Genomic DNA, 16,819 nt, shown 5'->3' with positions numbered 1-16,819 from the left:
CCCCCATGCAGCGCACCGCGGCCGAACTCACCGCGAACGCCCGCCGCCTGAGGCGAGAAGCAACATCCGCCGAACGATGCCTCTGGCAAGCCCTGCGCCATCACCGGCCGCGCTTCACGCGTCAGTTGGTCGTCGGTGACCGCATCGTCGATATCGCGTGCCGATCGGCGCGCATCGCCATCGAACTCGACGGCGGCCATCATGCGCTGCAAACCGAGCAGGATAAGGCACGCACGACCTATCTGGAAGCACGCGGCTGGACCGTGCTTCGCTTCTGGAACAACGACGTCACCGATAATCTCGACGGCGTCGTGCAGGTGATCCTCGCGGCGGTCGCGCGAGGTTCCACCCACCCCTAACCCCTCCCTTACAGGGAGAGGAATCGGATCAAGCCGCGGTCCAGCCCCCGTCCATCGACAGGTTCGTCCCCGTGATCGACTTGGCCTCGTCGCGGCACAGATAGACGGCAAGGCCCGCCACCTGCTCGGCGGTCACGAATTCCTTGGTTGGCTGCGCGTCGAGCAGCACGTCGTTGATCACCTTCTCACGGTTGAGCCCGCGCGACGCCATCGTGTCGGGGATCTGATGCTCGACCAGCGGCGTCCAGACATAGCCCGGCGAGATGCAATTGACCGTGATGCCATCGGTCGCGACCTCGAGCGCGAGCGTCTTGGTCAGCCCCGCGATGCCATGCTTGGCCATCACATAGGCGGATTTGTTGGGGCTCGCGACGAGGCTGTGCGCCGAGGCGGTGGCGATGATCCGGCCCCATTTCGCCGCCTTCATGAACGGCACCGCCGCGCGATACAGATACCAGGCCGAATTCAGGTTGATCTTGATGATCGCCTCGAATTTCTCGGGCGGGAAATCCTCGATTTTGGCGACGTGCTGGATGCCGGCATTGGCGATCACGATGTCGGGCCCGCCGAGTTCGTCGTGGCACCGCTGCACCATCGCCGCGATCTCCTCGGGCCTGGTCATGTCGGCGGCGTCGTACAGCGCCTTGCCGCTCGCCTTCTCAAGCGCGGCGCGTTCCTTCTCGATCTCGCCCGCGTCGCCGAAACCGTTGATCATCACCTGCGCGCCCTCGGCGGCGAGCGCCTGTGCATAGGCAAGCCCGATCCCCGAGGTCGACCCGGTGACGATGGCGGTTTTACCCTTGAGGAACATGGTCTTCTCCTTTTCCAGAGTCTCGTTCGTGCTGAGCTTGTCGAAGCACCGCTCTTTCTCGGTTGACCAAAAAAGAACGGCCCCGCGACACGCTCAGGGCGAACGCGGCAGGTGGCTGGTCAGGTCGAACGCCGAACTGCGTCCGTCGAGAATATTCTGCGCCACCAATTGTGCGTTGGCCATCGTCTCGCTGACGGCCTCATGGCCCGCGTGCCAATGTTCGCGCATCGTCCGCGCGGAGAATTCGAAATCGCGGCTGCCGCCTTCCCAGGCATTGGCGCGGTAGATGAGGTGGACGAGATTGACCGGCTTTTCGGCCGATCGCTCGGCAAGCGCCACGACATCGGGGTCATCGCGCATCGCGGGCGACAGCTTGGCGAGCACCGCGCGCATCGCCTCCTGGTCCTTGCGCCGCCGCATCAACTGATCGGTGACCTGCCGCGTGCGGCTCGAAAAGCGGATTTCCTTCTCGCGCGCGGCCACATCCATGATCGTGCGCGGCGGATCGGTCGCGGCGGCGAACAGATCGACCTGAAACACCAGCAGTTCCTGCGTCTGATGATCGAGCACATGCGCCAGCGGCGTGTTCGAGACCAGCCCGCCGTCCCACCACAGCCGCCCGTCGATCTCGATCGGCGGCAGCCCCGGCGGCAACGCGCCAGAGGCCATGATGTGGCGCGCGTCGAGCCGGTCGCAATCGGTATCGAAATAGTGGAAATTGCCGCTCATCACATCGACCGCGCCCACCGACAGCCGCACCGGCCCGTCGTTGAGCAGATCCCAGTCGATCAGCTCGTTGAGCGTCTTTTCGAGTGGCGCCGAATCGTAGAAGCTCAGCGCCTCGGGCGTCCCCGGGACCGCGAACACCGGCGACACGATGCGTGGGCTGAAGAACCCCGGCACCCCGGTCGCGAGCACGAACCCCGCCGACCATTCGTGCACGAATTCGCGCAACTGGTCGTTGGGCGGGATCGGAAAGCTCGGCAGCGTGCTCGTCACCTTGTCCCAGAAGGCGCGCAGCCGTTCGACACGGGCGGCGGGCGGGTTGCCCGCGACGATCGCGGCGTTGATCGCACCGATCGAGATCCCCGCGACCCAGTCGATCTCGATCCCCGAATCGGCGAGCCCGTCGATCACGCCGGCCTGATAACTGCCAAGCGCACCGCCGCCCTGCAGCACCAGCGCGACCTGATCGGGAAGCGGCAGCGCCTTCGCCTGGCGGCGCGGGCGCGGATGGGAGGCATCGGCCATTGCCGTCAAAGATGGCGCTGCACTGCAACAAGATCAAGCACGGATTGCAACTTGCCCGGACCTTGCGCATTCATGGCGCTAACCACAATGAAGGGGGCGGGCGATGCGGCTCGACGATTTCGATCCCAACATCAACGTCGAGGATCAGCGCGGCCGCGGTGGCGGCGGGTTCGGCGGGGGCGGCGGCGGCCTGCTGTTCAGCCTGTTGCCGCTGATCGGCAGCCGGTTCGGCTGCGGCGGCATCGCCGTGGTGCTGATCCTGTTCGCGGTGTTCGGCGGGCTCGGCAATCTGAGCGGGCTGCTCAGCGGCGGCGGCCAGGCCCCTACCACCCAGATCGCCGTCCCCAACAGCGGCGGCAGCGGCTCAAGCGCACAACAGGCATGTGCGACCGACACCGCCAGCCGCGCGGCATGCAACGCGTTCAGCTCGGCGGACAATACGTGGGAAGCGATCTTCGCGCGCGCTGGCGAGCGCTTTCAGGCGCCCAAGCTCGTGTTCTACGCGGGCAACGGCCAGTCGGGCTGCGGCGCGGCGCAATCGGCGATGGGGCCGTTCTACTGCCCCAGCGATCAGGGCATCTATCTCGACACGAGCTTCTTCGACGAACTTGCCACCCGCTTCGGCGCGCAGGGCGATTTCGCGCAATATTACGTGATCGCGCACGAATTCGGCCACCACATCCAGAATCTGCTCGGCACTTCGGGGCAGGTCCAGCGGCAGATGGCGCGTGCCAGCCGGGCGCAGGCCAACGCGCTCTCGGTCCGGCTCGAACTCCAGGCCGATTGCTATGCCGGGGTATGGGGTGCAGCGAACCGCGCGCGGCTCGATCCCGGCGATATCGAGGAAGGCATGACCGCGGCCAACGCGATCGGCGACGACACGCTCCAGCGTCAGGCGCAGGGCCGCGTCGTCCCCGACAGCTTCACCCACGGCAGCTCGGCCGATCGCATGCAATGGCTCAAGCGCGGGCTCGACACCGGCGATCCGGCGCAATGCGACACCTTCACCGGCGCGATCTGACGGCGGCACACAAGCACACCGTTCGCCCTGAGCCTGTCGAAGGGCCGTTCTTCTTGCCCCCCCCGGCCCACCCCGGAGGGGTAAGTAACCCCTACCCGCCAAACACCGCCTTCATCGATTCAGCGTGCAGCTTCCAGAAATCGCGCACCGGCTGCCCCGAAAGCCGCCCGGCCAGCACCGCGAGGTGCGAGCGCCACCCCGCCGCGGTGCCCTTGCGATGGCCCGGATCGCCGATGCCGGTGTGCGTCAGCACCAGCCGCGTCGCCTCGCCCTCGGGCGTCAGCTCGAACCGCGCAACGCCGTTCTTGCCGCCATCCCAGGTCATCGCGAGCAGCCGCGGCGGATCGATCGCCACCACCCGCTCGCGCGACGTGACACCCTTCCACCGGATCGCGTCCTCGGGATAGGGCACATCGTCCACCGACAGATGGTCGTGATCGAACACCAGTTCGACCGCCCCGCCCTCGCGCAGGTCCATCGGCCCGTCGGCGAACCACAATTTGCGCTTTTCGGGCTCGGTCAGCCACGCCCACACCGTCTCCACCGGCGCGTCGAGCACCCGCTCGAAGCGCAGCATCCCGCCCTGATCGTCGGTCATCACGTCATCCATTGTCGCTCTCCTCTACCCGCGCGGCCTTTTCCTCGGCGAGCATCACCTCGAGCCGATCGAGGCTCACGCTCCAGAACCGCTCCCATTGCCTGAGCCAGCGGTCCGCCTCGGCGAGCCGCGCGGGGTTCAACCGGCACAGATGCTGCCGCCCCACCCGCCGCCGCTCGACCAGCCCGGCGCGTTCGAGCACGCCGAGATGCTTCGACGCCCCCGCAAGGCTCATCGCATAAGGCGCCGCGAGGTCGCCGACACTGGCCTCGCCCCTGGCAAGGCACGCCAGCATCCCGCGCCGCGTCGGATCGGCCAGCGCGGCAAAGGTCGCATCGAGTCGTTGTTCAACCATGTGGTTGTATATGACCACCCTGCGCCATTAGTCAACCATATGGTTGAGCATGGCTCCGCTTCCGCATTGCGGGCCCGCCCCCTCACCGCGTACAAAGCATTATGGGCATTCACGGAAGCTGCCACTGCGGCAACGTGCAGATCGAAGTGCCAGCCAGGCCCGCGTGGGTCGCGGCGTGCAACTGCTCGCTCTGTCGGCTGCTCGCCTGGCGCGTGGCCTATTTCCCGCCCGATCAGGTGCGCATTTCAGGCGAGACGACCGCCTATATCTGGGGCGACCGCATGATCGGCATCCACCATTGCCCGATCTGCGGCTGCGGAACCCATTGGCAGTCGCTTGGCGAAGATTTCGGCAAGATGGGCATCAACGCGCGCTTGCTCGATGATTTCGATGAAAACACCGTCGAGGTCAGGAAAGTCGACAACGCCGATTAGACGCCGCGTCGACGGCCACATTCCGACTCACCCCTCTTCCCCCGCAAAGCTGAACGCCGACAACCCCCGTTCGCGCTCACTCACCACCAGCGCGCGTGCCGCCGGCGGCGCCGATCGTTGCGGGCAATCGGCGCGCGTACACGCCCGGCACCCGAGCCCGATCGGGACCGCCTCGCCCGCCAGATCGATCCCGCGCGCCGCCGCCAGCGGGGCCGCCAGCCCGGCCTCGACCCCCAGCCCGATCGCGAATTCGGCCTCGACGCTCCCCGGCCGCTGCCCCTGCGGCGTCACCGTGCGCGCGATCGTCAGCCAGCGCGTGCCGTCTTCCAGCGCGACCAGTTGCACCGCCAGCCGCCCCGGCCGGTCGAACGCATGGTGCAGCCGCCACAAGGGGCACCGCCCCGGCGCCTCGACCAGCGCCGCGCCGCTCGCCCCGGCATAGCGTTTGGATGCCTGCCCCGCGCGATCGATCCGGATCATGAAGAAGGGCAGGCCCCGCGCGCCCACCCGGCTCAGCGTCGTCAGCCGATGCGCCACCTGCTCGAACCCCGCGCCGAACCGCCGCTGGAGCAACGCCATATCGTACCCGCTCGCCTCGCACGCGCGCAGGAAACGGGCATAGGGCATCATCACCGCGGCGGCGAAATAGCTCGTCAGATGGCGCCGATAGAGCCGCTCGGCGGTGCGATCGGCAAAACCGGCGCCCCGCACCAGCGCGTCGATTTCGCTCTTCGCCTCGATCTGCGCAAGCTGATCCGCCGCCGCGAAGGTCCGCGCGGCGGGATCGAGCATCTCGGACAATTGCAATTGCCGTGCGTGCAGATCGAGCCGCCGCAGCCGATCGGGCATCACATCGGCGGGCAGGATGCGGATCGACAGCTGATGTTTGACGCGCAACCGCTCGGCGACCGCGCCGTACAGATCGCCCGCCCCCAGCCGCAATTCGTCCGCCAGCAGTTCGGCGGCCGCATCGAGATCGGCAAAATGGTTGCGCCAGCGCTCGATCTCGCGCCGCACCAGGTCAAGCGGATCGCTGGCACCCGCCACCGGCGCCGCGCCCTGCCCGATCCGGTCATAGGCGCGCGCGAACGCTTCCGCCCCGGCCGGCGCCGCCGCCAGCCATTCCTCCAGCTCGGCGCGATCGACCTCGAGGTCGGCGAACATCGGATCGGCCAGCCGCCGCCGCATCGCCTCCCCGCCCCCGCCCGGCTCGCCGCCCGACAGCACGCGCGGATCGAAATCGAACCGCTCGGCGAGCCGCAACAGCAGAGTCGCCGACAATGGTCGCTGGTTGCGCTCGATCAGGTTGAGGTAGCTCGGGCTGATCGCCAGCATCTCGGCCATCGCCGCCTGCGTCACCCCCGCCTGCCGCCGCAACCGCCGCACCGCGTGCCCGGCAAACAGCTTACGATCGGCCACCCACGCCTCCTTCCAATACGCCCGCCCCTCGACCCGTCACCCCGGACTTGTTCCGGGGTCCAACGCGCCGCGAACACCCCCGCGCCCGAGTGTGCGGAACGTCGGATGCCGGAACAGATCCGGCATGACGCGACGCGGTGCTGGCCATGTCCTACACGCCTTCGTTCTGCTATTGTTCCAACCGTTCAAATCTCGCACGACAGGAAGCCCCGATGCCACAGAGTTGTCAATATCTTTACATCAACACAAACGCATCTCTGAGGATTCACACCCCATGACCCCAAAGACACCCCGTGCCACCTGTTCGATCGCGTCAACTTCGTCAACTTAGCCGCTATCCCCGCCGTCGATTCGGCACGATTTGTAAAGGAAGCGACAATGACCTTCGACGATCTCGTCCCCGCCCCGCCCCACCGGTTCGACGGCATCGAGCGGCCGTACACCCCCGCCGATGTCGTGGCGCTGCGCGGCTCGGTCGCGATCGAGCACACGCTGGCACGGCGCGGTGCGCATCGGCTGTGGGAATTGCTCCACAGCGAGGATTATATCCACGCGCTCGGGGCGATGACCGGCAACCAGGCGATGCAGATGGTGCGCGCCGGCTTGCAGGCGATCTATCTGTCGGGCTGGCAGGTCGCGGCCGATGCCAACACCGCCGGTGCGATGTATCCCGATCAGTCGCTCTACCCCGCCGATGCCGGCCCCGCTTTGTGCCGCCGGATCAACAATGCGCTTCAGCGCGCCGACCAGATCGAGCATCAGGAAGGCGGCACGACGCGCGATTGGTTCGCGCCGATCGTCGCCGATGCCGAGGCCGGTTTCGGCGGACCGCTCAACTGTTTCGAGATCATGAAGGCCTATATCGCCGCGGGCGCGGCCGGGGTGCATTACGAGGATCAGCTCGCGTCGGAAAAAAAGTGCGGCCATCTCGGCGGCAAGGTGCTGATCCCGACGCAGGCGCATATCCGCAACCTCGATGCCGCGCGGCTCGCCGCCGACGTCTCGGGGGTGCCGACGCTGGTGATCGCGCGTACCGACGCCGAAAGCGCGAAGCTCATCACCTCGGACGTCGACGAACGCGACCATGAATTCCTCACCGGCGAGCGCACGCCCGAGGGCTTCTTCCGCCTGAAGGACGGCACCGGGGTCGATCATTGCATCAAGCGCGGGCTCGCCTTTGCCGCCCACGCCGATCTACTGTGGTGGGAAACCTCGAAGCCCAACATGGCCGATGCCCGCCGCTTCGCCGAGGCGATCCGCAAGCAGTTCCCGAACAAGCTGCTCGCGTACAATTGCTCGCCGAGCTTCAACTGGGAAGCCAATCTCGACAAGGACGACATCGCGAAGTTCCAGCGCGAGCTGGGCGCGATGGGCTACAAGTTCCAGTTCGTCACGCTCGCGGGCTTCCATCAGCTCAACCACGGCATGTTCGAGCTGGCGCGCGGCTACAAGGATCGCGGGATGGCCGCTTATTCGGAGCTTCAGCAGGCCGAATTCGCCAGCGAAGCCGCGGGCTACACCGCCACGCGCCACCAGCGCGAAGTGGGCACCGGCTATTTCGATAGCGTCGCGCAGGCGATCGCCGGCGGTGCCAGCTCGACCACCGCGCTCCGTGAATCGACCGAGGCCGCCCAGTTCGCCAAAGAAGCTGCCTGACTTTCACTTCCCTCACGCTGACGAAGGAGACAAAAATGCCCACCGAACCGCAACGCAGTCGTGCCGTCTTCTCGAACGAGGATTTCGCGCTCCTCAAGGAAGCGGTCGCCGAGCACGTCAAACGGATCGCCGACGATCCGCGCTCGACCAAGTTCAGCAACCTCTACCACCGGCTCGGCCGCCTGACCTGAAGCGCGTGCGCGCGATACAAGATCGTTCGACAACACCGTCACCCCGGCGAAAGCCGGGGTGCCGGAAACACGATCATACCCACCGCGCTCGTCACCGGTGCATCGGCCGGGCAAGGGACGCACGCCCACCTTGCCCGGCGGACCGTCATTGCGCCCCTGCCACGCCTTGCGCCAGATCATGCGCCGCATTGGCAAGCTCGATAAAGGCCGCTGCTTCGGGGATGACATATTCGTTCTCACCCCAGAAAAACGGCCAATCCTCGTGATTCTCCGGGAAATCAGGTTTGACGATCAGTGCCCCCGGCACGACGCCCCCGGCGATGAAGCTGAAATCGGCGCGGTTGTTGCCATAGGCCACCTCCTTCGAGCGCGTGCCGACGCCAGAGACGAATGAAATGTCCGACCCCGGATGATTGCCGAGCAGGAAATCGATGCTGCGGAACACCGGATCGGCGCCGACAATCTCGGGGAAGGCCTTGTGGAGTGCGTAAGCGGTGAGCCCGTAATCGATCACCGCCCCATTCCCCGCCCAGCCGCCGGTGGTGACAGGCACGCCGTAAGGATTGGCCGCCGCGATCTTGGCCGATTGCGCCGCCCAGGCCCGCACCGCCGGCTCGAGCGCGGCGCGATACGATGGCGGCATATCGGCAAGCGCATCGACCGCGGTCACCGCATTGGGCGCGAAATGTGCGGTGATCGTCGGCAACAACGCCGTCACCGCCTCGACATAACGCGCATCGCCCGTCGCCTTGAGCAGCTCGACCGCGGCGGCGAATTGCTCCGCCTCCAGCGGCCCGCCAGTGGTGTTGCCGTGGCGGTACAGATCGGGGGCATGGCCCTGCTCCTCGGCCCAGGTCCGTGTCGCGATCCCCAGCGCCTCTTGCGCCAGCGCGTCGTCAAATCCCTTGAGTGCCCGCGACGCCGCCGCCAGCCCCGCGATCGACCCGTAATTGAGCGCCGACGATTTGCTCGTGAACGCCCAACGATCGTCGGGCGTCCCGCTGCGATCGCCCTTCACCTCATAGGGTTTGAGCGTGGGATCGTAGATCTTGCCGTCGGTCTTGGAGCCCGCATCGCCCAGATGGGTATATTGGCCGACATCGGGCGCGACGATGCCGTTGATCGCATGCCCCACCGCATCGAACTGCGCGACCAATTGGCGCGTGCCGTGGCGGATCTGCTGGAGCAGATCGGGCGCGCCATCGGGAACGTGCATCTCGGTGCGCCGCGTCGCCTCATCGACGCTGGTGGTGTCGCGCGTCAGCCCGAACGCCTCCCAGCTGCGCACCATCGAGCGGATGACGGCATATTGGCTCTGCGTGCGGATATCGAAATCGCCCGCGTCGAACCAGCCGCCGATATTGAGCCCGGGAATATGCTCGCCGCCCTTGAAGCGCGTGTCGGTGGTGGGGCCTTGCGCGTAGAGATCGAGATGCTCGTGGTTCACCGGCGCCTGCCGCGCGTCGTCGCGATGCGCCTCGCCGTGCCAGACGCGATACGCCTCGTTGACGAACATATGATCCATCGCGACCGGGAAATAGACGTCGAGCGTCGGATGCCAGGCATCGGCATACAGGTCATCGGCGATGCGGAACGGCGCGGTGCGCGTGTCGCCATAGCGCAGCACATAGATGCCGGGCTCGCGCACCTCGCTGAAATCGAAGCGCGCATAATGATAGCGCAGAAAATTTCCCCAATCGGCGGCATTGGCGCTTTTGATGACCTGCGCCGCGCCATCCTCACCGATCCTGAGCAATTGCACCGGCGGCTGCCTTGTGTCGGCGCGATCGCGTTCGATCGTCGCGACCTTCGCCTGGCCGGGCGCATAGCCAAGCTGCGAATGCCCGATCACCGGCGCGCGCACCCAGCCTGGCACACTGGCTGCATCGACGCTCCAGCGCAGCACCGTCCCGGTCTTGCCCGCCGGCAGCAGCGAACGCACCACGAACCAGCCATTCTGCGCCTGATTGCGGCCATCGTAGAGCGCAAGCGCCGCACCATCCGACCGCACCGTCACGCGACGCGCCGGGTCGTCGGGTGCCAGCACGATGCGCTGCCCTTCGGCGATCGGCAGCGGCTCGGCGCCGGGGCCGTCGCTGCGCCCGCTCGCCGCGTTGCGCTGGGACGTCTGCTCCATCGCGCTCGCCGGATAGAGCGGGAAGCCGCCGGGCTTGCCGTCGGCAATGAAGGTCTTGCGCATATAAGCGGAAGGCAGAAATTCGAGGTTGAACCCCGCCTTGCCGACCAGGGCCTGTGGCAAGGCTTGCGGCAGATCGATACTGATCTCCAGCGCATCGCCGCGCGGTACGGTGCGGATCACATAGCGGAAGCCAAAATCGGGATATTCAAGCGTCGCGGTCACGGTTCCGGTCGCGGCATCGACCTTGCGATCGACCAGCCGCCCGATCGCATCCCATTGGCCAGGAGTCGCCGCCAGCCGTACGTCGCCGTTGGTCGCGATCCGCTCACCCTGCTGGATCAGTTCGACGCCGCTGATCTTGGCATCGGCGAACAGCCCGTCATACCAGTTGCTGAACACCAGCCAATTGACCGCCGGCGCCTCGTAATAGCCCGCATTGCCAAGCGCGAGCCGATCAGCGTTCTGCGCCGACGCACCGCTTGCGCTCGCCAAAGCAAGCGCAAGAGCCGACACCGCCGCCGTCCATTGTCCATGCCGCATAACATTCCCCTCCCGCGACCGGCCGCTTCTCCTCGGCGCATCGTGGCTCGGTGGACGGATAGTATCGCGCATCGTTGCCGCGCCCGCCTTGCCGGACCACCGCCAAGACGGCCCTATAATCGTGCATACTGCTTGAGGTTTATCGACCATCCATCAGAACGCCTCGCAATGATAGCGCTACCTGGACTGTCAGGCAATCACTGGACGGAACGCTGGCGGAAGGGCGCGGGGGCTTGGCTCACACCACGATGGGGCACTGCGCGCGCGGCCCCCAGCCGCGCGCGGGATCAGTCGCGCATCTCACCGCGCGACGGCGAGTTGCCCCTTCATGCCGGGATGGAATTTGCACCAGAAGGCCACCGCCCCCGGGCGCTTCAACACCGTCCGCCCGCTCTTTCCGGGCGGCAGATCGACATCAAAGCTATGATCGCGTGCCGTGGCGGTATGGCGGAACAGGTCGCGGTTGACCCACACGATCGTGTCGCCGACGTGCAATCCGCTCGGCACGGGCCCGAACTTCATCTTGTCGATGATGACGGTGTAGGTTTTGGGCGCGGGCGGCGCGGCGGCCGCCCCGACCAGTGGTGACGCGGCCACCAGCAGGACGGCGGCGCACAGCGCGCGCCTGTCTCGGTCCACCATCACTTCAGGCTCGCGGCAATGTGCTCGGCGTGAAGCTGGTGCTCGCTGAACAGCGTCAGCCCGGTTTCGAGCAGCGCCTTCAACTCGGGATTCTGCGCGCCGGGGATCAATACATCCTTGAGCGCACCGTTGACCGTTCCGTGAAAGGCGACCTCGTTGGCGACATAGGCCCGATCGAACGCAGCCCCGTCGAGCGCGGCCAACTTATCGTGCTCGACCTTGGCCTGCTTGGTGAGCGCCGCACTGGTCGCATTGTCCGCGGGCGTGACGCCGAGCTTCTTGACCAGCGCCAGCGCCGAATCGTTCACCGCCTGATGGTCACGCACCATTTCCTCGGCGAACGCGCGCACCGTCGCATTCTTGGATTTCGTCAGCGCCTGCCGCCCGGCGTCCACGTCGATCACCCCTGCGGTGTAGGCAATGTGTGCGATCTGGGCATCGGTAATCTGGGCTTCCTGCGAATAGGCCGCGGCGCCGGCCACCATCAGGCTGGCGCCACCGATGAACAGTGCAATTCGATTGAACATGATCCTTGTCCCTTGGGTCGGATACCCCGGAACGGTTCCGGGGCCGTACAAGGTTCGATGCGATGCGCGGCACGAAGGTTCCCGCTCGTCCACACAATGTCCTTCGGGAACCCTCACGCGGACGCGGCATCCAATGATGCGTACCCCGATGAAAACGGCCCACGGAAAGAACCGCATGGATTATTATGACGACAGTGCCCCGATGGACTTCCCGACCACCGATGAACCGCGTGATTACGCACACCGATCAACCGCGGGCATCGAGCAAGCGGTGCGCACGATGATCGCGGCGACCGGCGACAACCCCGATCGCGAAGGCCTGCTCGACACCCCGGCCCGCGTCGCGCGCGCCTGGCGCGAATGGTTCGCCGGCTATGCGATCGATCCCGCCGCGCTGCTTGCACGCACCTTCACCGAAGCGGCGGGCTATGAGGACACGATCACACTGCGATCGACCCCGGTTGTCTCGACCTGCGAACATCATCTCGCACCGATCACCGGGGTTGCGCACGTTGCCTATCGGCCGGGCGCGAGCGTGGTCGGGATCTCGAAACTGTCGCGGCTCGTCGATGCCTATGCGCGGCGACTGCAATTGCAGGAACGGCTGACCAGCCAGATCGCGCATACGCTCGATGACGTGCTCAAGCCGCGCGGCGTCGCGGTCGTGGTCGAGGCGCGCCACGGCTGCATGTCGAGCCGCGGCGTCAACCAGCACGGCGTCTCGCTGGTGACGCATTGTTGGCTCGGCGACTTCCGCGACGATCCGGCGCTACGTCGCGAACTGCTCGACACGCTGCCGCGATCGCGGTGCGAAGGGTAGAGCACCCCCAATAGCGCAGGCTATTCGGCTGCCCGCGCGCGGGGTTCAGCATCGAGCGCGCGATAGCGCTGCTCGGTCTCGCCGATATAGTCGCGCGTGATCGGCACCACATCGCGCTGCCGCGCGAGTTGGAGCTGGAAATTGCAATGGTCGCCGTGGCGGAAAGCGGTGATCGCGCTCGCCAGGTAAAAGCACCACATCCGATAAAAGCGCGCGTCGTACACCGCCTCGATCTGCGCGCGCGCGGCAATTGTCCGATCGTACCACGCCTCGAGCGTGTACGCGTAATGGAGCCGCAGCGCTTCGATGTCGGTCGCCCACAGGCGCGCGTCCTCGACATGCGGCATGATCTCGGACAGCGCGGGCGAATAGCCGCCGGGGAAGATATATTTGCGTGTCCAGGCATCGGTCTCGCCGGGGCCACCTGCGCGGCCGATCGAGTGGATCAGTGCCACCCCGTCGGGCGCCATTCGATCGGCGACGACCTCGAAGAAACGCCCGTAATTGGGCCGACCGACATGCTCGAACATCCCCACCGAGACCACCCGGTCGAACGTCCCGTCGAGGTCGCGATAATCAATCTTCTCGAACCGCACCCGATCCGCGACCCCCGCCTCCTTGGCCCGCCGCCGCGCGACCGTGAGTTGTTCATCGGACAGCGTTATACCGAGCACATCGACACCGGCGACGCGGTTGAGATAGAGCGCCATCCCGCCCCAGCCGCAACCGATATCGAGCACACGCTGGCCGGGTGCGAGCAGCAATTTGGCCGCGATATGCGCCTTCTTGTCCGCTTGCGCGCGCTCGAGCGTCTCGTGCCCCGGATCGGTCCAATATGCGCAGCTATATTGGCGATCGGCATCGAGGAAGAGATCGTAGAGCCGGTCGGAGAGATCGTAATGGTGCGCGACATTGCGCACCGATCGCCCGACGCCGTTGCGCTCCAGCATCGTCTTGAGCCAGGCGCGCTGACGGCCGAGCAGGTTGCGATGGCCGTTGCCGCGCTGCCAACGGGTGTTGAAGATGATCAGATCGAGCAGCTGGCGGATATCGCCATCCTCGATGACGATGCGCTCATCCATGAAGCCCTCGCCCGCGCCGAGCGACGGGCTGCGCAGAATCGCCCACGCCGTGCGATTGTCGGTGATACGCACCGCGCTGTGGCGATCGCCGGGCTGGCTACCTTGATAGATCGAGTGCTTGCCGTCCGGCCAGGTTACCTCGAGCCGGCCCGACTGGATCAACGAACGAAACAAACGGTCGAGCAGAATCAATTATCCCTCCAGCGCTGTCCCCCTTTACGAGCCTCGATGCCCGAAAAAGGCTTTTATCGTTTCGCGACATACAAGAAAACCCATCGGGCATTTCCCATCATCACATCGCCGCAAGCAACCGCTCGAGCATCGGCCGCATCCGCCGCAATTCGGCGCGGTGGTGCTCGGCAAGCGCCGTGATCGCCGCTTTCCCGCGCACGCTGATCGCAACACGGACCTTGCGGCGATCGTCGTCAATATGCCCCCGTTCGACCAGGCCCAACTTCTCCAGCCGGTTGACGAGCTCGGTCGCGCTATGCGGGCGCAGCAACAACCGCCCCGCCAGCGCCCCCACCAGCATCGCGCCCTCGGGCGCCGCGCGGAGCGTGAGCAACACCTGATAATGCTGTGGGGTCAATCCCGCGGTGACCGCAGCCTCCTCGCTGAACCGTGCGAAGCGGCGCAGTTCGTAGCGAAAGGTCGCGAGCGCCGCGTAATCGCTGTCACGAAGAGGATCGTCGGCCACGATGCATGATGCCATGGAAAGCGCCCGCTTGCTATAGGTCGCATTACGATACAAATACACTCATCGCTATGTCGATCGCGAGCAATATCGTTATCGGCCTGATAGCGTGGTTCGGATCGGGACAAGATCTGCCACCACGACATTCCCGAGACTACCGAAGCCATCCTCAAGTCCCTACATCTCGGCATTGCCGATCGACACTGGCGACCCGTTAGACCCGATCATCATGACCGACGGCGCGATCGAATCCCCAATTTGATGATCGTCGACAATATGGGCCGTCAGCACATCGTCGATCCGCAATCGGGCGCGCCGATCGGCATCATCTCCCGCCGCAACCTGCTGAGCGCGCGCGAGCGCCACCGCGCATCGACCCACAATAACCCAAACTCACTCCGGCAGCGGGCTACGACCTCTGCGCGGCGATTTGGGCACTGATCGGCGAGAGCGTAATCTCATCGATCCATCCGGTCTGCGTCTCGCCCAACCCGCTCGCCGCTTTCTGAATCGCGATGGTCTGGACAGGGCATCCCTCCGACGGCACCGTAAAGGTCGTCGCCACCCGATTGCCCTCGACCGCGCTCGCTCTGACATAAGTGTCGGTGAGTTCCCCTGCCCCCTCGCAGCGCACTGATACCGTGACGCTGCTACCGGGGCCGCCCCCTTCGTCCGCCGCTATCCACGACAGCCGATATCGACCGGGGCCAAGCGTAGTCAGTTGGCTGGCAGCATCGATGCGCGCGGTCTTGGACGATTGTATCCTAAGCGCATGGCCCGAGAGCGGTGCAGGTGCCGGCTGGACGGCAGCATCGAGTCCACCTTCGGAACGCATTTGCCATGTGAAGGGACTGCTCGAGGCTATTGATGGATCGCCCTCGAAGTCACCATCGGACAGCAGGCCCCCGCCGGTGCGGTCGCATGTGATTTGCCAGAGGTTCTTACCGGCCGGCGCGTTACCGCTCCGAACCAACCGACCGGCGACAATCCCAACCGTTTCGCAATCGAACGTCGCGCCCTGCGTCGCGGCAAGGTCGATCGCGGTCATGCGTCCGGCAAAATCGGCTTCCTCAAGATCGCTGATTTCCGCCACGAAACGCGCTTCCCACGGAGGATTCTTGACTAGAAGCATCGCCAGCGCCTGCTGACCGAGTGAGGTTTGGCCGAGGCCGTAGAGCGCGTTCGCGACCGCCTCATTGGTGATGTTGAGGCGCAGCAATGCGTCGAGCCGCTGTGCGACAACACCGACATCACCCACAGCCCCAGCCTGCGCCAGCCAATAAAACTGCGTCGGCACGTCGCGCCAACCCAGCGTCCCGGCCACGGTGAATGCCGCATGAGCCTCATCGTCACGACCAAGCGCGAGCAAGGCGCTCCCCAACGCTGACGTCGTCGATGGATCGACAGGCGCTGCGCGCACCGCGCGCTTGGCATCGACCAGCGCTGTTTGTGGATCGCCCTGCACGAGAGCGCTGAACGCGCCCTTGGCCGCGGCCTCACCGCCAAAGAAGGATACGCCGGGGTGCGTCGATTGCGCGGTGGCGCGATCGACGCCGCTCATCCAGCATATCACCCCAAGCGCGATCGCCCCCAGCGTGATCCCCACCGCTCCTACGGTCCTGCGAATGTCAGTCGGGGCCATGATGACAACTCAAAGGATTGATACGGTGGTTTGTCATTTAGGCATCAGTCAATTCAATCGTCTTGATGGACGCGAAGCGGGCCGCCAGCGCTATCTTTCCAATGACCGCGACGCGGCGGTATCTTATGATTTCCTAGCCGCCTCAAACCACACCTTCAAGCGCGGCGGCAATGGCTACCTCTACAGACGACGGCGGTCCGCCTATCTCCGATCAGCCGAACGGCAGCCTTTATGCCACGAGATGGTCGCATTTCCAGATGGATGGCATCGCGAACAGATTGACGCGCCCACTCAATTCCCCGACGTCCACGGGCTAGGTGCGTTCGACGCGAGCAGAATTCGGCGTTCAAGGCAAATGAGGCCGGACCCTTCATGGCATAATCCGGCAACGGTGGAGATAGGTCATCGATCGAAGGATAATGATATGCCCGACGGCGCTCGCATCCAGGCACATTTGCGCGCATGGCCAACTGGGACAACGCATTTCGGCGGTTGGAATATCGACACTACTGCTGTTGCATTCGTTGGTTGATTATCCGATGCGGTCGCTGTCGCTGGGTGTGATGGCCGGGCTGTTTGGCGGTCTGCTGTCGGGTGGGGTTCGGGGACGGGCTTTGCGGGTACGGCGCTCTGCGGA

At 65.5% G+C, this 16,819-nt stretch carries 19 protein-coding genes; 7 read left to right on the top strand and 12 right to left on the bottom strand.

Annotated elements, in window-relative coordinates; genetic code table 11:
* The first annotated feature begins 5 nt into the window (after nt 1–5).
* Nucleotides 6–359, top strand: coding sequence for an endonuclease domain-containing protein (locus NFE57_RS12110; protein WP_252135844.1), 354 nt, complete (start codon nt 6–8; stop codon nt 357–359).
* 28 nt (nt 360–387) lie between these two features.
* Here NFE57_RS12110 and NFE57_RS12105 read toward each other — a convergent pair whose 3' ends face one another.
* Nucleotides 388–1,170: a 3-hydroxybutyrate dehydrogenase gene (locus NFE57_RS12105; RefSeq protein WP_252135843.1), complete on the bottom strand. Its 783-nt coding sequence runs from the start codon at nt 1,168–1,170 to the stop codon at nt 388–390.
* 93 nt (nt 1,171–1,263) lie between these two features.
* The gene (locus NFE57_RS12100) at nt 1,264–2,421 is read right to left on the bottom strand and encodes a patatin-like phospholipase family protein (protein WP_252135842.1); all 1,158 of its coding nucleotides are present in this window, start codon (nt 2,419–2,421) and stop codon (nt 1,264–1,266) included.
* Nucleotides 2,422–2,524: 103 nt separating this feature from the next.
* On the opposite strand from NFE57_RS12100, the gene ypfJ reads away from it, so the two are divergent.
* A complete protein-coding gene (gene ypfJ / locus NFE57_RS12095) occupies nt 2,525–3,442 on the top strand; it encodes a KPN_02809 family neutral zinc metallopeptidase (protein WP_252135841.1) in 918 nt (305 codons plus the stop codon).
* A gap of 91 nt (nt 3,443–3,533) precedes the next feature.
* Here ypfJ and NFE57_RS12090 read toward each other — a convergent pair whose 3' ends face one another.
* Complete coding sequence (locus tag NFE57_RS12090; protein ID WP_252135840.1) at nt 3,534–4,052, bottom strand: SRPBCC family protein; 519 nt, start codon at nt 4,050–4,052, stop codon at nt 3,534–3,536.
* A complete protein-coding gene (locus NFE57_RS12085) occupies nt 4,045–4,395 on the bottom strand; it encodes an ArsR/SmtB family transcription factor (RefSeq protein ID WP_252135839.1) in 351 nt (116 codons plus the stop codon). Before NFE57_RS12085 ends, NFE57_RS12090 begins: the two co-directional genes overlap by 8 nt.
* Before the next feature lie 101 nt (nt 4,396–4,496).
* Here NFE57_RS12085 and NFE57_RS12080 point away from each other — a divergent pair, with 101 nt between their 5' ends.
* Nucleotides 4,497–4,829 (top strand): GFA family protein, encoded by a 333-nt coding sequence (locus NFE57_RS12080; protein WP_286207814.1) that lies wholly within the window; start codon nt 4,497–4,499, stop codon nt 4,827–4,829.
* A 27-nt stretch (nt 4,830–4,856) separates the two neighbouring features.
* Here NFE57_RS12080 and NFE57_RS12075 read toward each other — a convergent pair whose 3' ends face one another.
* Nucleotides 4,857–6,248, bottom strand: coding sequence for a helix-turn-helix domain-containing protein (locus tag NFE57_RS12075; protein ID WP_252135837.1), 1,392 nt, complete (start codon nt 6,246–6,248; stop codon nt 4,857–4,859).
* 378 nt (nt 6,249–6,626) lie between these two features.
* Between NFE57_RS12075 and aceA the strand changes: the two genes are divergently transcribed.
* Nucleotides 6,627–7,904, top strand: coding sequence for an isocitrate lyase (gene aceA / locus NFE57_RS12070; protein WP_252135836.1), 1,278 nt, complete (start codon nt 6,627–6,629; stop codon nt 7,902–7,904).
* A gap of 35 nt (nt 7,905–7,939) precedes the next feature.
* Nucleotides 7,940–8,095, top strand: coding sequence for a hypothetical protein (locus NFE57_RS12065; protein ID WP_252135835.1), 156 nt, complete (start codon nt 7,940–7,942; stop codon nt 8,093–8,095).
* Nucleotides 8,096–8,240: 145 nt separating this feature from the next.
* Here NFE57_RS12065 and NFE57_RS12060 read toward each other — a convergent pair whose 3' ends face one another.
* The 3 genes from NFE57_RS12060 to NFE57_RS12050 form a co-directional block, all read right to left on the bottom strand.
* Nucleotides 8,241–10,775: a glycoside hydrolase family 9 protein gene (locus NFE57_RS12060; protein WP_252135834.1), complete on the bottom strand. Its 2,535-nt coding sequence runs from the start codon at nt 10,773–10,775 to the stop codon at nt 8,241–8,243.
* A gap of 300 nt (nt 10,776–11,075) precedes the next feature.
* Nucleotides 11,076–11,417, bottom strand: coding sequence for a cupredoxin domain-containing protein (locus NFE57_RS12055; protein ID WP_252135939.1), 342 nt, complete (start codon nt 11,415–11,417; stop codon nt 11,076–11,078).
* The gene (locus NFE57_RS12050) at nt 11,417–11,944 is read right to left on the bottom strand and encodes a DUF4142 domain-containing protein (protein ID WP_252135833.1); all 528 of its coding nucleotides are present in this window, start codon (nt 11,942–11,944) and stop codon (nt 11,417–11,419) included. The genes NFE57_RS12055 and NFE57_RS12050 overlap by 1 nt, the downstream gene beginning before the upstream one ends.
* Nucleotides 11,945–12,119: 175 nt before the next feature.
* On the opposite strand from NFE57_RS12050, the gene folE reads away from it, so the two are divergent.
* Nucleotides 12,120–12,764 (top strand): GTP cyclohydrolase I FolE, encoded by a 645-nt coding sequence (folE, locus tag NFE57_RS12045; protein ID WP_252135832.1) that lies wholly within the window; start codon nt 12,120–12,122, stop codon nt 12,762–12,764.
* 20 nt (nt 12,765–12,784) lie between these two features.
* On the opposite strand, the gene NFE57_RS12040 is transcribed toward folE, so the two are convergent.
* The 4 genes from NFE57_RS12040 to NFE57_RS12025 form a co-directional block, all read right to left on the bottom strand.
* Nucleotides 12,785–14,038, bottom strand: coding sequence for an SAM-dependent methyltransferase (locus NFE57_RS12040; protein ID WP_252135831.1), 1,254 nt, complete (start codon nt 14,036–14,038; stop codon nt 12,785–12,787).
* 100 nt (nt 14,039–14,138) lie between these two features.
* Entirely contained in the window at nt 14,139–14,543 is a 405-nt protein-coding gene (locus NFE57_RS12035; RefSeq protein WP_252135830.1) for a MarR family winged helix-turn-helix transcriptional regulator, read from the bottom strand.
* A gap of 174 nt (nt 14,544–14,717) precedes the next feature.
* Nucleotides 14,718–14,906 carry a hypothetical protein gene (locus NFE57_RS12030; RefSeq protein WP_252135829.1) on the bottom strand — a complete coding sequence of 63 codons (189 nt, stop codon included), beginning with the start codon at nt 14,904–14,906 and terminating at the stop codon, nt 14,718–14,720.
* A gap of 43 nt (nt 14,907–14,949) precedes the next feature.
* Complete coding sequence (locus NFE57_RS12025) at nt 14,950–16,101, bottom strand: hypothetical protein (protein WP_252135828.1); 1,152 nt, start codon at nt 16,099–16,101, stop codon at nt 14,950–14,952.
* Nucleotides 16,102–16,180: 79 nt separating this feature from the next.
* Between NFE57_RS12025 and NFE57_RS12020 the strand changes: the two genes are divergently transcribed.
* Nucleotides 16,181–16,714, top strand: coding sequence for a hypothetical protein (locus tag NFE57_RS12020; RefSeq protein ID WP_252135827.1), 534 nt, complete (start codon nt 16,181–16,183; stop codon nt 16,712–16,714).
* The last annotated feature ends 105 nt before the right edge of the window (nt 16,715–16,819 follow it).

Source organism: Hephaestia sp. MAHUQ-44 (assembly GCF_023806085.1).
In the GTDB taxonomy this organism is placed as follows: domain Bacteria; phylum Pseudomonadota; class Alphaproteobacteria; order Sphingomonadales; family Sphingomonadaceae; genus Sphingomonas.
The sequence above is the reverse complement of the archived record's forward strand: the minus strand, read 5'-3'. Positions and strand labels throughout refer to the sequence as shown.

Coding starts and splice junctions, on each gene's coding strand:
- NFE57_RS12110 (WP_252135844.1), top strand. CDS start 6: ATGCAGCGCACCGCGGCCGAACTCACCGCGAACGCCCGCCGCCTGAGG.
- NFE57_RS12105 (WP_252135843.1), bottom strand. CDS start 1,170: ATGTTCCTCAAGGGTAAAACCGCCATCGTCACCGGGTCGACCTCGGGG.
- NFE57_RS12100 (WP_252135842.1), bottom strand. CDS start 2,421: ATGGCCGATGCCTCCCATCCGCGCCCGCGCCGCCAGGCGAAGGCGCTG.
- ypfJ (WP_252135841.1), top strand. CDS start 2,525: ATGCGGCTCGACGATTTCGATCCCAACATCAACGTCGAGGATCAGCGC.
- NFE57_RS12090 (WP_252135840.1), bottom strand. CDS start 4,052: ATGGATGACGTGATGACCGACGATCAGGGCGGGATGCTGCGCTTCGAG.
- NFE57_RS12085 (WP_252135839.1), bottom strand. CDS start 4,395: ATGGTTGAACAACGACTCGATGCGACCTTTGCCGCGCTGGCCGATCCG.
- NFE57_RS12080 (WP_286207814.1), top strand. CDS start 4,497: ATGGGCATTCACGGAAGCTGCCACTGCGGCAACGTGCAGATCGAAGTG.
- aceA (WP_252135836.1), top strand. CDS start 6,627: ATGACCTTCGACGATCTCGTCCCCGCCCCGCCCCACCGGTTCGACGGC.
- NFE57_RS12065 (WP_252135835.1), top strand. CDS start 7,940: ATGCCCACCGAACCGCAACGCAGTCGTGCCGTCTTCTCGAACGAGGAT.
- NFE57_RS12060 (WP_252135834.1), bottom strand. CDS start 10,775: ATGCGGCATGGACAATGGACGGCGGCGGTGTCGGCTCTTGCGCTTGCT.
- NFE57_RS12055 (WP_252135939.1), bottom strand. CDS start 11,417: ATGGTGGACCGAGACAGGCGCGCGCTGTGCGCCGCCGTCCTGCTGGTG.
- NFE57_RS12050 (WP_252135833.1), bottom strand. CDS start 11,944: ATGTTCAATCGAATTGCACTGTTCATCGGTGGCGCCAGCCTGATGGTG.
- folE (WP_252135832.1), top strand. CDS start 12,120: ATGGATTATTATGACGACAGTGCCCCGATGGACTTCCCGACCACCGAT.
- NFE57_RS12025 (WP_252135828.1), bottom strand. CDS start 16,101: ATGAGCGGCGTCGATCGCGCCACCGCGCAATCGACGCACCCCGGCGTA.
- NFE57_RS12020 (WP_252135827.1), top strand. CDS start 16,181: ATGATGACAACTCAAAGGATTGATACGGTGGTTTGTCATTTAGGCATC.